Consider the following 14,054-nt stretch of genomic DNA (forward strand, 5'->3'; position numbering starts at 1 on the left):
GTTATTGTCGGGCCATGCGTTGCATTTGCAGCGCTGGCTCGAAGTCGGAACGAAATGGGTTTATGTCCAGACCGCCACGACGTGTGTAACGGGCATAAACCGTCAACTTCTTTATTCCTAGTGCTTTCAAGTCCTGATAAATGCGCTCGACGCATTGCTCGTGGAATTCGTTATGACGTCTGAATGAGACCAGATAAGCCAGCAGCGCAGCGCGATCCAACTTCGGCCCCTGATAATGAATGTAAACCGAACCCCAATCGGGTTGATTGGTTATCAGGCAGTTCGATTTTAACAGATGACTGTGCAGTTCTTCTTCTGTTTCATTTTGTTCTGTAGCAAGCAGTGACGGCTGATAGTCGTAATGCGAAATACTGATATTCTGATCATCTATGCAATGACCCGGGAAAGTCGCCACAGATTCACCTTCCAGCTCAGATACCTGTTTCAGCTTGACTTTAACCGGCGCGCCGGCACAAGCTGAGAGATCGGTTTCCATCAGTTGTTGCACCTGCTCCCAGGTCTCAAAACGCGAGTCATTGAAGCTGTTTAAATAAAGCTTAAACGACTTGGACTCGACCAGGTTAGGGCTTTCTGCTGGCACTGCAAAATACCCCACCGCAACCTGTGGCAGTCCGTTTGAGTTTAGCCAGGAGATTTCATAACCGGTCCATAAATCCACACCCGAAAAAGGTAGCTTATCTTTAAGCCCTATAGGTTCCCGATTCAGTGAGCGGGGGACTGGCTGCAGCTGCTTCGGATCATATTCATTCGGATAGTCGGTGTGCTGACCCAGTGATAAATGGTCTAGTGCGTCCTTCTTTGGCATTTAAGTCGCTCCGTAAGTACAATGGCCGTATTGTAAATTTTCTGAGGTGTAAGTACCAGATGAAGACGTTAGAAGAATCAATAGATGCACTAATGACACGCTATCAGGAAAATGTTCCTGTGCGCTATACCGAGTATGTAGAAGAGTGGAATAGCCCAATTTACGGAACTGTGATTGATGAGAATACGGTTGAGTGGACGCCGTGCCGGCAACCCGAAGCGTTAAACTTTGATGATCTTGAGAGTGCTCTGGAAATGAGTTTCCATCAGAGTATTAAAACTTTGTTTGGCCGCTGGTATGCAGGAGACCTTGCGCTTGATTATCAGGGGCACACAATTAGTTTACTACAGACGCAGAGTGCAGAAGACGGTGAACGTTTATTAGAGAATATTACTGGTCACATTTTAATGAAGCGTCGTTTGAAACAGCCTGAAACGATCTTTATTGGTTTAGGTAGCGAGGATGACGGCTTGTTGGTAACCATAGATAACCAAAGTGGTGCGGTTGGACTCGAATGGGTAGGTAAGGAACAACACGAAGTTCTGTCTGACTCATTGGCTGACTGGCTTTATAATTGTCAGCCTCAAGTTGAGACTGATAAAAACTCTTGATGAGAGTCTTGCCTGAATGGCGGATAAATGACTCTCGACAGAATTCCGAAAAATGGTTAAGTTGGTGTTATGAAAAACTAACAATTGGCTATTCATTATGCAGGGTCTGACAGAAAAAACGGAAAACGAAATTGATGAAGCAGGTGAAAACAGCAATGAGCATGTTCAGGGCGAGCTGGTTTACCTTGTTGCTGAAGATCTGAAATTAGCGGCCTCGCTTTTGTTCCAGACGTATTACGATGATGAATTACTGCAAAAGATTTTCCGGTCAGACAAACCTGATTACGATAAGCGTTTACGGGCGGCTATCCGCGAAGACTTAAACGCTTTCTGGGAAAGCGGACAGCCTATTATTGGTATTAGAGATGGCGGCACACTATTAGGTGTCGCGTGTCTTACCCGTCCTGGTAAAAGCTTTGGTCCCGGACGTTTCTGGCATTGGCGAATAAGCATGTTATTAACGGCTGGTTTTTTGAGTACTAAGCAGGTACTTGAAAAGGAACGCTTAATTCAGGAAGCGATGCCTGATGTGCCTTACCATATGCTGGCATTTATTGCGGTAGCACCACAGTATCAGTCGCAGGGAGTGGGGCATTTACTTGTTGAAGCTGCCAAAGCGGTTTTTGAGGAAGACCCGGAATCACAAGGGATAGCCGTTTACGTGACTCGTTCGGATTATCAGGCTTTCTTTAAAAAGCGCGGCTATCGCATTCAAGCTCAGATAGAAGTGGAAAAGCTGCCAGGTGAAGTTCTGTTCTACCAACGGCAGCCTGATTAAATTATTCCGCGGGAATTCGAAACGGCGGTAACTCAACACCTACCAAACGCTGGTTATGAAGGGTTAAGTCGCCTTCATAACGAGTTTCGCCGTCGCTACTAAAGCCCATTTTAAAAGTACTACGCCAGCCCGGCTGGCTGCCTTTAAAAGACCAACGCGTGTCCTCGCGACGAATATCTAAAAACTGAAGCCCCTGCTGCTTACAGTAAAATACTGCATGTTTTTGTGCGCTTTCTGACTGCTGGCGGTGTTGCCAAAACACCCATATTGCCGTTGCCAGCGCCAGTAAAACAATGACATCGAGTAAATTCATCAGCTTCCCTGAGTCTGTTGTTTTAATCGGTTTAATGCTTCATTAACCGCCGCAGACTGTTTTTGTTGAGCAATAATAGATAACAGTAACGGACGTATGTCCGGCAGGGCAATAATATCCTGGAATAAGGCATCAAACAGTGAATTATCAAGCTCTGCTATGGCGTCTAAGTAGCGCAACAAATTTGGTTCTTCGCAAAGCACCGGCCATAAACGCGCAGCAATAACAACGAGCTGATCGGCATTGGCATTTGGAACCAGCTTGTTTACTGCCTTTTTTACCCGAGGATGAGCTGAAGCGGAGGCCAGCGCGCGCAAACTGTCAGTGCACAGTTGAGCATTACTGCTCTCGAGGTTCTGCAGAAGAACGTCTCGTACCGGTGGCGTCAGGCTTTGTTGCTCAAGCGCAACCGCCAACGGCTGGCGCACCGCACTCGGATAATGAGAGAAATGCGTTGCTATGGCTTTGCTCAGTTCCGGCAATTGCTCTAACCGGGCAGCGCAGTCATGTAACCCCTGCAAGCCCATTTGTTGCCAGTCTATGCCGCTTTCAGGCTGCCTTAAATACGCTTCCGCCGTTTCAAAATGTATAGACGGCGACAACTTTTGCTGGCGCTGAACCCGGGCATGCAAAGCCGCGCGCTGTTGCTCATTCGGCGTTAATAAATACGGGTTTTGTTGCAGCTGTTTTTGCTGCTCTTCGGTCATTTCTCCGGTTATTTCATGGCCCAATGCATTGACCACATACTCCAGGTATTGATTACGTGCGGCTATATTTAAAAGACCGCGCTCGTCCAACGGAAATTGCAAAAACCAAATAAAAGGCTGTTGGTCATGTTGTTTATGCTGGAACAGTATTGCCAATTGAGCTTGCCGCGCAATGGGGTAGGGGTACGGACGTTGTTGTTGCTCAATGGCTGCAAACTCTTCTTGAGACAGCTCCGTCAGGCATCTGCCAATATCAAAAATTTTGTATTCGGCTTGGCCGGCTTGCAAAAACTCACCCAAGGTGGTGATGGTTGGTGCTGACACAGGCGCTCCCTTTTTGCTTGAATTTTAAGGCGTATTAAATCACTATGGCGCCATTATATCGGTTTATACAATGATGTGGTAACGGAGTCTGATATGGAGCAGTATCAGAAAGCCGCTCGATTGCTGGATAGAATAGAGCGTGAACTGAACAGTCTTGGCTTATGGCAGTCTCACCACCCGCCGGTGCAGGCGTTAGAGAGTCAGCAGCCTTTTGCTGTCGACACGCTGGAGTTTCATCAGTGGTTGCAGTTTATTATGCTTCCCCGAATGTGGGCGTTAGTGGATAGCAAGCGACCTCTGCCTGAGGGGATTGCCGTTAGCCCCATGGCTGCGCATATATACCGCAGCGAGCTGGAACAATACGAACAACTTATTGCACTGATACGTGAATTTGATGTGTTGCTCAGTGGCACAGACCCTTTGCAGGAAGATGTCTAACGGTGAGTCAGTTAGAACTTGTTTATCTGGATGAGCACCTTGCCGTTATTAATAAGCCCAGTGGCTTATTGGTTCATCGAAGCCGTATAGCCAGCGGTGCCCGTGAGTTTGCAATGCAAATGCTGCGGAATCAACTGGGTTGCCACGTTTACCCTGTTCATCGTTTAGATCGCCCGACATCCGGTTTGTTGATTTTTGGCTTAAATAGCGATGTTGCCCGTACCATGACAGAGCAACTGACCGCGCGCGAAGTGAGCAAAACATATCACGCTGTGGTCAGAGGTTACGTACCAGAAAAGGGCACTATTGATTACGCACTGAAAGAAGAACTTGATAAGCTTGCTGATAAAGACGCGGATCCGGATAAAGATAAGCAGCCTGCGGTAACGCATTATCAATGTTTAAAGCAGATTGAACTGCCTTATAAAGTCAGTAAAAAACATGACACCACACGTTATTCACTGGTTCAGATGCAACCGGAAACGGGGCGCAAGCATCAATTACGTCGACACATGGCACACATTCGGCATCCCATTGTCGGTGATACTAACCATGGTGATGGACGGCATAATAACTTCTTTCGCGAGCACTTTAATTGTCACCGTTTACTGCTGGCAGCGACTGGACTTAGCTTTAAACATCCGGTCAGTGGCGAGTCCATCAATTTGGAAATACCACTGCCGAATGAGTTTCACCAGCCATTTCTTAAGTAAAAGTTATTCCGCGCTGCGTAGCAGGGCATTGATACCCACTTTGGCACGAGTTTTAGCATCAACCCGTTTAACAATGATAGCCGCGTAAAGGCTGTGCGTCCCGTTTGCGGAAGGCAAGGAACCCGGTACAACAACGGAACCCGAAGGTACGCGACCATAAAGAATGCGGTCATTTTCGCGGTCATAAATACGGGTACTCTGGCCAATGTAAACGCCCATGGAAATCACTGCGCCTTCTTCAACAATAACGCCTTCAACAATTTCTGAGCGCGCACCAATGAAGCAGTTATCTTCAATAATGGTTGGGTTGGCCTGCAGCGGCTCCAGAACACCACCGATGCCTACGCCGCCGGACAAGTGAACATTTTTACCAATTTGCGCACAGGAGCCCACGGTAGCCCAGGTATCCACCATAGTGCCTTCACCAACGTAAGCACCAATATTAACGTACGATGGCATTACGACAACGTTGCGGCCAATAAAGGCACCTTTACGAACCATCGCGGGTGGTACAACACGCATGCCTTCGGCGCGGAAACGAGCACTGTCATAGTCGGCAAATTTGGCTGGCACTTTGTCCCAGAAGCGGGTTTCTCCGCCTTCAATTAGGTCATTGTCGTTTAAACGAAACGACAGCAGAACGGCTTTTTTCAGCCATTGGTGAACAACCCACTCGCCCGAAATTTTTTCAGCGACTCGCAACTCACCGCGGTCAATCTCGTCAATGACGTAGCGAACTGCTTCACGCAAGTCGTCATTTTCAGTATGGGCGTTGAGCTGATCACGTTGTTCAAATGCATCGATGATGCGTTGTTTTATGTTTTCCATGATAAGGATTTAAAACTCCAGGTCTTTGATAATTTGTTTTTTTAACGTTTGTTTCTGCTTGTCGTCCAAAGCGGTTTGTTGCTCCGTGGTGACAATGAATAAATCTTCTGCCTGCTCGCCTATGGTGGTAATTTTTGCGGCAAGTAAGGTGACATTTTGTTGCTGTAAAATAGCCGCAAGTTTAGCAATAAGGCCGGGTCTGTCCAGAGTTACTAGCTCAAAGGTTGTGCGACCGTGATGCTTACTTGGTATAAATGTCACTTCTGTGGCTACTGAAAAGTTTTTCATGCGCCGTGACAAGGGGCGTTTTGTACTGGGGACAGGTATGCGTTTATGCAGAACGTCCAGCAATTGTTGTTTGACTTCTTCAATGCGCTGCGGTTCTGTCAATGGCTTGCCGTCCCGTTGCAGTACAACGAAAGTATCCATGACAAAACCGTCACGGGTGGCAAGGATTTGTGCATCCAGAATATTTAACTGCTGGCTATCCAGAACACCGGCAACAGACGCAAACAAGTGGCTTTCTTCATGATGATAAATAAACAGCTCGGTTGTACCATAGTTGTTTTCATCACCAATTAGAATCAGTGGTAACTGGTCGGTCGGCAAGTTTAATATATGCTGTGAATGCCAGCTGATCTGCTCTGGCGTATGCCGGAAGAAATAATCGGCAGTAAAACGGCCCCACAAAGCGAGAATTTCTGACTTTTCAAACCCGGCACTTAACAGCAAAGCCATTGCATTGGCTTTGTTTTCGTTTATTTTCTGGCGAATATCCAGAGTTGGTTTATTACTGTCTTGTTGCAGCAAATAAGATGTTGCGTTGTATAGCTCTTCCAGCAGGGTTGCCTTCCAGTTATTCCAGAGCGACTGATTGGTTGCGCGAATATCGGCCACCGTAAGACAATAAAGGTAGTCCAGCCGCTCGAGCGTTGAAACCTGATTAGCAAAGTCTTGTATAACCTCAGGATCATGAATGTCACGTTTCTGTGCGGTAACTGACATGGTTAAGTGGTGTCTTACCAGCCAGGCCACTAGCTCTGCGTCTTCTTCACTGTAACCGTGTTGGTGGCAAAAATTTCGCGCATCCATTTCGCCAAGCTCTGAGTGATCACCGCCGCGACCTTTAGCTATGTCATGGAAGATACCCGCCAGATACAGGCAATAACGGCGATCCATTTGCGCCACGAGTTTTTCGCACAGTGGAAATTGATCCTGATAATCTTCGTCACTAAAGCGGTATAAGTTTCTCACTAAACGAAAGGTGTGTTCATCCACTGTGTAGGCGTGAAAAAGGTCAAACTGCATTTGTCCGACAATTTGTTGCCACTGCGATAGGTAGCTCGCCAGCACACTGTGGTGATGCATCAGTGCAAAGGACAAACCACAGCCTCTGGGGTGCTGAATCAACTGATTGAATAAGTCGCGGCATTCTGGGTCATGGCTTAACGGTTCGCTTAATTGGGCTCGGGCATTTCTGAGTAAACGTATGGTATTCGAGTGTATGCCCTGTATTTGCGGGTGTTCCGCAATGCAGACAAAAGCGCGGATAATATTGCAGTGATTATCAAATACTTTGTCGTGGCGTGCTGTTAACAGTTTATTCGCAACCGCAAAGTCATCGCTAATATGTTCAGCGTGTTGTAAGTCCTGTGTTCCTAATATCGCCTGATGAAAAAACTGCAGAAGCATCTGGTTAAGCTCGCTGACGCGTAAGACCACTTTAAAGTAATCTTTCATCATGGTTTCAACGGATGCCTTACCGTCATTACCGTAGCCCAGGCGAACAGCTACGCCTGGCTGAAAGTCAAAGAGTAAGCGGTCTTCGCGTTTACCTGCTTCCAGATGAAGGGCAAAGCGTATGCGCCATAGCCAGTTCATGCAGTCACGCAGTTCAACGAATTCATCGGCTGTCATATAACCGTACTCAACCAGGTTTTCATCTGAGTGAGTACGGAAATGACGTTTAGCAATCCAGCCTACGGTCTGAATATCACGTAGCCCTCCGGGGCTCGATTTAATATTCGGTTCCAGGTTATAAGATGTACTGTGGTATTGCTGGTGGCGCTGCTTTTGTTCATCCAGCTTGGCCTGATAGAAATCGCGGCTTGACCAGGGGAAGTCATTTAACAACTGTTGATGAAATTCATTGTAAAGCGATTCAGCTCCTGAGAGGTATCGGCTTTCAATAAGGTTTGTGGCTATCGTGATATCGTTTTCTGACTGAGCGAAGCAGTCTTCGATAGTACGTACCGAATGGCCGATATCCAGGTGCAGGTCCCATAAAAAGGTAACAAACTGTCCGAGTTTTTCAGACAACTTAGCTTCGGCTTCAGCATTTTCAGGGCCCACTAAAATGAGCAGGTCGATATCTGAACCCGGGTGCAGAGTCTCACGACCATAGCCACCCACAGCTAAAATACTTGCCGGCTCGTCTTCAAGCTGAAATTGCTGCCACAACTGGCTAATTAGCTGGTCAAAGAAGGTCGCACGGTGATGAACCAGCTCATCGATATCGGCGGTAACAAAACGTGCTGCAGACCAGTTTTGGTAACTTTCTAAAAGCGCTTTGTAGTCTTTTAGGCAAGGTTGCAGGGTTCGGTCAGGCCAGCGCCCGTGAAAGTCTTTATCTTCTTGAACGTTAGCCATAGGCTCCCCCTGCAAATGCGTTAGCTGTGCTCGATAACTCGCGCTAAGTCAGGCTCATCACTGCGCAGTGTCAGTACTTCAACACCGTTATCGGTAACTAATAATGTATGTTCCCACTGTGCACTTAAGCTGCGATCTTTAGTCAGTACGGTCCAGCCGTCTTTCATCAGTTTAGTATGGCGCTTACCCACATTTACCATAGGTTCAATAGTGAAACACATACCGGCTTTTAGCTCTTCGCCAGTACCTGCCTCACCGTAATGCAGAATTTGTGGGTCTTCATGGAATACAGAGCCAATACCGTGACCGCAGTACTCTCTAACAATAGAATAGCCATGGCCTTCGGCGTGTTTCTGAATAACTTCAGCAAAGTCACCCAGCTTGATACCTGGCTTAACCATTTCTATGGCTTTATAAAGCGACTCCTGAGTTACCTTAATTAACCGCTCGGCCATTATTGAAGGTTTACCCACAACAAACATTTTCGAAGTGTCGCCATGGTAACCATCCAGTTTAACGGTAACGTCAATATTCATGATATCGCCGTCTTTCAGTTTTTTCGGGCCAGGAATACCATGACAGACACAATGGTTAACCGACGTACATATCGATTTAGGGAAACCGTGATAGTTTAATGGTGCTGGATAGGCGTTATGATCCGTGATGTATTTATGGCAGATATCATCCAGTTCTTCCGTGGTTACGCCTGGTTTGACGTATTCACCAATCATTTCAAGCACACTGGCGGCGAGTTTGCCTGCGGCGCGCATTTTTTCGATTTCTTCGGGTGTCTTAATTGAGATGGTCATTCTCTTCCTGTCCATGACTGCTGGAAAAGCCGACAGTTTAACAGTGACTGATAAAATTCGCTATCTTTGAGGTGGGTCAAAGCAGAAGTTAGCGAAGGTTTTTTGTTGTGCAGGGCTCGGCTTTATGGTATAAAACGCACGCTTTTTTGGCCTTATGCCAACAAAGTACACTTGTATGTAAATTATAATCCACACATACATCGACACATAAGGCGGGGTGCTTGTCTAAGAACAGGTCGGCTTATGGGATGTATGGAGGCTTAACCCCCTAAAAAGGAAAATATTATGGCTAACGTGTCAATGCGTGACATGCTGAAAGCGGGTGTCCACTTCGGTCACCAAACTCGTTTCTGGAACCCAAAAATGAAACCTTACATTTTTGGTGCTCGTAACAAAATTCATATCATTAACCTCGAAAAAACTGTGCCTATGTTCAACGACGCGTTGAGCTATATGCAGCACGTTGCTTCTAACAAAGGTAAAATCCTGTTTGTTGGTACTAAGCGCGCAGCAGCTGAAGCGGTTAAAGAAGCAGCCATTAACTGTGGTCAGTACTATGTAAACCACCGTTGGTTAGGCGGCATGTTGACTAACTGGAAAACAGTTCGTCAATCAATCAAGCGTCTAAAAGACCTTGAAACAATGAGCCAGGACGGTACTTTCGAGAAACTGACCAAGAAAGAAGCTTTGGTTAATACTCGTGAAATGGAAAAGCTGGAAAAAGGCTTAGGCGGTATCAAAAACATGGGCGGCTTACCAGACGTTCTGTTTGTTATCGACGCAGATCACGAACACATCTCTATTAAAGAAGCAAATAACCTGGGCATTCCAGTTGTTTCTGTTGTGGATACAAACTCTAACCCTGACGGTGTGGACTACATTGTTCCAGGTAACGATGACGCAATCCGTGCGGTTCAATTATACTTGAACACTGCTGCTGAAGCGGTAAAAGAAGCACGTACAGCGCAAGTTGAAGCGAAAGACTCAGACGATTTCGTCGAAGCAACTGAATAATCGAGGAATAGAATCATGGCTATTACAGCAGCTCTAGTTAAAGAACTGCGCGAGCGCACAGGCGCTGGCATGATGGACTGCAAGAAAGCATTGCAGGAAGTCGACGGTGATATGGAAGCGGCAATTGAACTGATGCGTAAGAGCGGTCAGGCAAAAGCAGCTAAAAAAGCAGGCCGTGTTGCGGCTGAAGGCGTTATCTTAGTTAAATCTGAAGGTAATCAGGCAACTTTGGTTGAACTGAACTGTGAAACCGACTTTGTTGCTCGCGATGACAGCTTCCTGGAATTCGGTGATAAAGTTATCAACGCAGCATTTGCTAATAAAGAAAATGACGTTGAAGCATTAAAAACAACTGACATTGATGGTCAGACTGTTGAGAAAACTCGTGAAGACTTAGTGGCTAAAATTGGCGAGAACATGAACGTTCGTCGTGTTCAAACTCTTGAAGCTGGCGACGTTGTTGCGACTTATACTCACGGTGCCCGCATTGGTGTTGCTGTTGCTTTAACTGGCGGTGACGAAGATCTGGCTCGTGACCTGTGCATGCATGTTGCAGCAAGCAGCCCGCAATTCGTTAAGCCTGAAGACGTTGCAGCTGAAGTTGTAGAAAAAGAGCGTTCTATTCAGGTTGATATCGCAATGCAAAGCGGTAAGCCGAAAGAAATTGCTGAAAAAATGGTTGAAGGCCGTATGCGTAAGTTTACCGGCGAAATCAGCCTGACAGGTCAGCCTTTCGTTAAAGATCCATCAATGACTGTTGGTGAGTTACTGAAGAAAGCTGGTGCTGATGTTGTGACTTTCGTTCGCTTTGAAGTGGGTGAAGGTATTGAACGTAAAGAAGAAGATTTCGCTTCTGAAGTTCAGGCACAAGTGGCGGCAGCGAGTAAAGGCTAATAGCGTGGTCTCGACCAGCCCCATGAAATAGAAAATTATAAACCGCGTCTTGAGCGTTCAGGACGCGGTTTTTTTTAAACTAAAGGAAAGAGTAGAGGCAATGATGAGCACCCATCCGAAACCCAGTTATCGACGCATATTGTTAAAACTCAGTGGTGAAGCCCTTATGGGAGATGAGCCATTTGGTATTGACGCCAAAGTACTTGATCGTATGGCGCAGGAAATTAAAGAATTGGTTGAACTTGGGGTTCAGGTTGGTTTAGTCATTGGGGGCGGTAACTTATTCCGTGGAGAAGGCTTAGCAAAAGCTGGTATGAATCGGGTTGTGGGCGACCACATGGGCATGTTGGCCACAGTAATGAATGGCCTGGCTATGCGCGACGCTTTACACCGAGCCTTTGTTAACGCACGTTTAATGTCAGCTATTGAATTGACCGGTGTTTGTGACAGTTACAACTGGGCAGAAGCCATCAGTTTGCTAAAATCAGGACGTGTAGTGATATTTTCTGCGGGAACCGGTAATCCGTTCTTTACTACAGATTCTGCCGCTTGTTTGCGCGGTATCGAAATTGAAGCTGAAGTCGTACTTAAGGGAACCAAGGTTGACGGAGTATATTCTGATGACCCGGTGAGTAACCCGGATGCGACTTTGTATAAGCATATTAATTACGATGATATACTGGAAAAACAGTTAAAAGTAATGGATTTAGCGGCTTTTACTCTGGCGCGTGATCACGCTTTGCCTATCCGGGTGTTTAATATGAATAAGCCGGGTGCCTTACGAGCCGTGATAATGGGTGAAGAAGAAGGTACACTGATTAGCAAGAACGCAGAGTAAACGCAGTTATTGAATAAAAGGGTATAAGACAGTGATAAAAGAAACTATAGAAGACGCTAAAGATCGCATGGAAAAAAGTGTTGAGTCGCTGCGCAGTCAAATGTCAAAAGTGCGTACGGGTCGTGCTCATCCAAGCATACTGGACAGTGTCATGGTGAACTATTACGGTACTGACACGCCTCTTAAGCAGTTAGCTAATATCACCACGGAAGACTCCAGAACTCTGGCTCTGACAGTGTTTGATAAGTCAGCTTCAGCGGCAGTTGAAAAAGCCATTATTAATTCTGATTTGGGTCTGAATCCGGCCTCAGCAGGCGCAGTTATTCGTATTCCATTACCTCCGTTGACAGAAGAGCGTCGTCGCGACTTAGTTAAAATTGTTCGTGCCGAAGCTGAGAATGGACGTATTGCGGTACGTAATATTCGTCGCGATGCTAATGGCGATATTAAAGATCTGCTGAAAGAGAAAGAAATTACTGAAGACGAAGAACGTAATGCTGAAGAAGAGATTCAAAAACTGACCGATAAATTCGTGAAGCAAATTGATGAAGCTCTGAAAGCAAAAGAAGCGGATTTGATGGAAATTTAACCATCAAACCGTCCCTACGTTGGTCTATGACGCCGTGTCAGGTATACTCGCACGGCGTTTTTTAATGTTTACGGCAGATTGAATGAAAGAATTACCGTCAATTGAGCAGTTAGTCCCCAAGCATGTTGCCATTATAATGGATGGTAACGGGCGCTGGGCGAAACAACGCGGTAAAATAAGAACCTTCGGGCATAAAGCCGGCGCGGAAGCAGTGCGCAAGGCTGTTGCTTTTGCTCGCCGTAACGGTATTGAGTCACTGACTTTGTTCGCATTCAGTAGTGAAAACTGGAAGCGTCCGGCAACTGAAGTCTCGGTATTGATGGAATTGTTTATGTCAGTACTGAAAAGCGAAATTAAAAAATTAGATGACAACGATATTCGCTTGCGCATAGTTGGTGACAAAGAGGCTTTTTCAAAGCGTTTGCAAAAGCGCATGAGTGAAGCAGAAGAGCAAACGCGCAGTAACAGCGGACTCAATCTAAACATAGCGGCGAACTACGGCGGTCAGTGGGATATTACACAAGCCAGTCGTAGATTAGCTGAGAGAGTGAAAGCGGGTGAAATAGAACCGGCGGAAATTACTGAACAGACAATAGCAGGCGAATTGATGATGGCAGACCAGCCTTTGCCGGATTTACTTATTCGTACAGGCGGTGAACATCGTATCAGTAACTTTCTTTTATGGCAGCTGGCTTATGCCGAACTGTATTTCACCTCAGTATTATGGCCTGATTTTGACGATACGGCCTTTGCTCAGGCAATTACAGATTTTGCGCAACGGGAACGCCGTTTTGGTTTAACGAGCGAACAATTAACCGTGCTAATGCAAGGCATAGAAACTCGGATAGAGGAATAACACTTGCTAAAACAACGTATTATTACAGCACTATTGCTGGTTCCGGTGGCACTGTACGGTGTTTTTATGCTGCCGTTGTGGGGCTTTGCTCTTTTCATTCAGGGGGTCCTTATGCTGGGCGCCTGGGAATGGTCTCCGCTAATGGGCGTGCGTCGCATTTCAGCGCGCATCGCTTACACCTTATTTGTCGGCGCCATAATTGGCGTGTTGTCCTGGCTGGCTCCCTACGAGCATTTGTGGGAGGGCGGTGAGCTCTCTAAACTCATCTACTACACTATTTTAGCTGGCGGTGTCTGGTGGGTCGTTGCGTTGGCAATGATCGTAAATTATCCCTCCAGCCGACGTATGTGGTCACGAACCCGAGCCATTGTCGGTGTATTTGGTTTGTTAATTTTTATTCCTACCTGGGCGGCATTAGTCACGGTTCGCTCAATTGATATTGATGAGTCGCGCTTCTTTGGTGGCTGGGTGGTTCTCTTTATTTTACTGCTGGTTTGGGCTGCTGATGTTGGTGCGTATTTTGCCGGCGTGCGTTATGGCCGTAATAAGATGATGCCAGCGGTAAGCCCGGGTAAAACAATGGAAGGCCTTTGTGGTGGTGTGACCTTAGCTTTTGTGGTGATGATGGTTGTGGCGCACTGGACTAAAGTGCCTGCCGATCAGTTTACCGGTTATTACTTAACCGGATTGTTTACTGTGGTTGCTTCAGTATTTGGTGATTTAAACGAAAGCATGTTTAAGCGTAGTGCAGGGGTTAAGGACAGCGGTTCAATTTTACCCGGGCACGGGGGAATTCTTGACCGTATTGACAGTCTTACCGCTGCAGTGCCTATTTTCACCTTAGCTTATCTGGAGTTTTTGCATTAA

The 14,054-nt window shown here is 46.4% G+C and carries 16 protein-coding genes; 10 read left to right on the forward strand and 6 right to left on the reverse strand.

All coding sequences use genetic code 11. From position 1 onward, the window contains the following. Nucleotide 1: 1 nt before the first annotated feature. Nucleotides 2-826, reverse strand: coding sequence for an NADPH-dependent 7-cyano-7-deazaguanine reductase QueF (queF, locus tag DET62_RS01900; protein ID WP_110012541.1), 825 nt, complete (start codon nt 824-826; stop codon nt 2-4). Nucleotides 827-885: 59 nt separating this feature from the next. Between queF and syd the strand changes: the two genes are divergently transcribed. Both syd and DET62_RS01910 read left to right on the forward strand, forming a co-directional pair. Next, the gene (gene syd / locus DET62_RS01905; protein ID WP_110012540.1) at nt 886-1,437 is read left to right on the forward strand and encodes a SecY-interacting protein; all 552 of its coding nucleotides are present in this window, start codon (nt 886-888) and stop codon (nt 1,435-1,437) included. 97 nt (nt 1,438-1,534) lie between these two features. After that, nucleotides 1,535-2,215, forward strand: a complete 681-nt coding sequence (locus tag DET62_RS01910; protein ID WP_011234104.1) for a GNAT family N-acetyltransferase — start codon at nt 1,535-1,537, stop codon at nt 2,213-2,215. 1 nt (nt 2,216) lies between these two features. Here DET62_RS01910 and DET62_RS01915 read toward each other — a convergent pair whose 3' ends face one another. Then, nucleotides 2,217-2,528 (reverse strand): DUF3301 domain-containing protein, encoded by a 312-nt coding sequence (locus DET62_RS01915; protein WP_110012539.1) that lies wholly within the window; start codon nt 2,526-2,528, stop codon nt 2,217-2,219. Continuing rightward, nucleotides 2,528-3,559, reverse strand: a complete 1,032-nt coding sequence (locus tag DET62_RS01920) for a DUF3549 family protein (protein WP_110012538.1) — start codon at nt 3,557-3,559, stop codon at nt 2,528-2,530. Before DET62_RS01920 ends, DET62_RS01915 begins: the two co-directional genes overlap by 1 nt. 93 nt (nt 3,560-3,652) lie before the next feature. Between DET62_RS01920 and DET62_RS01925 the strand changes: the two genes are divergently transcribed. Then, nucleotides 3,653-3,997, forward strand: coding sequence for a YqcC family protein (locus tag DET62_RS01925; protein WP_011234101.1), 345 nt, complete (start codon nt 3,653-3,655; stop codon nt 3,995-3,997). 2 nt (nt 3,998-3,999) lie between these two features. After that, nucleotides 4,000-4,710, forward strand: a complete 711-nt coding sequence (gene truC, locus DET62_RS01930) for a tRNA pseudouridine(65) synthase TruC (protein WP_110012537.1) — start codon at nt 4,000-4,002, stop codon at nt 4,708-4,710. 3 nt (nt 4,711-4,713) lie between these two features. Here the strand turns inward: truC and dapD are convergent, their stop codons facing one another. From dapD to map, 3 genes are read right to left on the reverse strand one after another with little or no spacing between them, the layout of a single operon-like run. Beyond that, on the reverse strand, nt 4,714-5,538 hold the full coding sequence (gene dapD, locus DET62_RS01935; protein ID WP_054488173.1) for a 2,3,4,5-tetrahydropyridine-2,6-dicarboxylate N-succinyltransferase: 825 nt from the start codon (nt 5,536-5,538) through the stop codon (nt 4,714-4,716). A gap of 9 nt (nt 5,539-5,547) precedes the next feature. After that, nucleotides 5,548-8,187: a [protein-PII] uridylyltransferase gene (gene glnD / locus DET62_RS01940; RefSeq protein ID WP_110012536.1), complete on the reverse strand. Its 2,640-nt coding sequence runs from the start codon at nt 8,185-8,187 to the stop codon at nt 5,548-5,550. Nucleotides 8,188-8,207: 20 nt separating this feature from the next. Continuing rightward, complete coding sequence (gene map, locus DET62_RS01945) at nt 8,208-8,996, reverse strand: type I methionyl aminopeptidase (protein ID WP_034820440.1); 789 nt, start codon at nt 8,994-8,996, stop codon at nt 8,208-8,210. A 285-nt stretch (nt 8,997-9,281) separates the two neighbouring features. Between map and rpsB the strand changes: the two genes are divergently transcribed. The 6 genes from rpsB (at nt 9,282) to DET62_RS01975 (ending at nt 14,054) form a co-directional block, all read left to right on the forward strand. Then, entirely contained in the window at nt 9,282-10,010 is a 729-nt protein-coding gene (gene rpsB / locus DET62_RS01950; RefSeq protein ID WP_011234096.1) for a 30S ribosomal protein S2, read from the forward strand. A gap of 15 nt (nt 10,011-10,025) precedes the next feature. Next, a complete protein-coding gene (gene tsf / locus DET62_RS01955) occupies nt 10,026-10,904 on the forward strand; it encodes a translation elongation factor Ts (protein ID WP_011234095.1) in 879 nt (292 codons plus the stop codon). 103 nt (nt 10,905-11,007) lie between these two features. Continuing rightward, nucleotides 11,008-11,742 (forward strand): UMP kinase, encoded by a 735-nt coding sequence (gene pyrH / locus DET62_RS01960; RefSeq protein WP_016341299.1) that lies wholly within the window; start codon nt 11,008-11,010, stop codon nt 11,740-11,742. A 31-nt stretch (nt 11,743-11,773) separates the two neighbouring features. Next, nucleotides 11,774-12,331 (forward strand): ribosome recycling factor, encoded by a 558-nt coding sequence (frr, locus tag DET62_RS01965; protein ID WP_011234093.1) that lies wholly within the window; start codon nt 11,774-11,776, stop codon nt 12,329-12,331. 82 nt (nt 12,332-12,413) lie between these two features. After that, the gene (uppS, locus tag DET62_RS01970) at nt 12,414-13,187 is read left to right on the forward strand and encodes a polyprenyl diphosphate synthase (protein WP_011234092.1); all 774 of its coding nucleotides are present in this window, start codon (nt 12,414-12,416) and stop codon (nt 13,185-13,187) included. Nucleotides 13,188-13,190: 3 nt separating this feature from the next. Next, entirely contained in the window at nt 13,191-14,054 is an 864-nt protein-coding gene (locus DET62_RS01975) for a phosphatidate cytidylyltransferase (protein ID WP_011234091.1), read from the forward strand.

It is taken from the genome of Idiomarina sp. H2 (genome assembly GCF_004364275.1).
Lineage (GTDB): Bacteria > Pseudomonadota > Gammaproteobacteria > Enterobacterales > Alteromonadaceae > Idiomarina > Idiomarina loihiensis.

Coding starts and splice junctions, on each gene's coding strand:
- DET62_RS01915 (WP_110012539.1), bottom strand. CDS start 2,528: ATGAATTTACTCGATGTCATTGTTTTACTGGCGCTGGCAACGGCAATA.
- dapD (WP_054488173.1), bottom strand. CDS start 5,538: ATGGAAAACATAAAACAACGCATCATCGATGCATTTGAACAACGTGAT.
- tsf (WP_011234095.1), top strand. CDS start 10,026: ATGGCTATTACAGCAGCTCTAGTTAAAGAACTGCGCGAGCGCACAGGC.
- map (WP_034820440.1), bottom strand. CDS start 8,996: ATGACCATCTCAATTAAGACACCCGAAGAAATCGAAAAAATGCGCGCC.
- DET62_RS01925 (WP_011234101.1), top strand. CDS start 3,653: ATGGAGCAGTATCAGAAAGCCGCTCGATTGCTGGATAGAATAGAGCGT.
- uppS (WP_011234092.1), top strand. CDS start 12,414: ATGAAAGAATTACCGTCAATTGAGCAGTTAGTCCCCAAGCATGTTGCC.
- queF (WP_110012541.1), bottom strand. CDS start 826: ATGCCAAAGAAGGACGCACTAGACCATTTATCACTGGGTCAGCACACC.
- rpsB (WP_011234096.1), top strand. CDS start 9,282: ATGGCTAACGTGTCAATGCGTGACATGCTGAAAGCGGGTGTCCACTTC.
- glnD (WP_110012536.1), bottom strand. CDS start 8,187: ATGGCTAACGTTCAAGAAGATAAAGACTTTCACGGGCGCTGGCCTGAC.
- syd (WP_110012540.1), top strand. CDS start 886: ATGAAGACGTTAGAAGAATCAATAGATGCACTAATGACACGCTATCAG.
- DET62_RS01910 (WP_011234104.1), top strand. CDS start 1,535: ATGCAGGGTCTGACAGAAAAAACGGAAAACGAAATTGATGAAGCAGGT.
- pyrH (WP_016341299.1), top strand. CDS start 11,008: ATGAGCACCCATCCGAAACCCAGTTATCGACGCATATTGTTAAAACTC.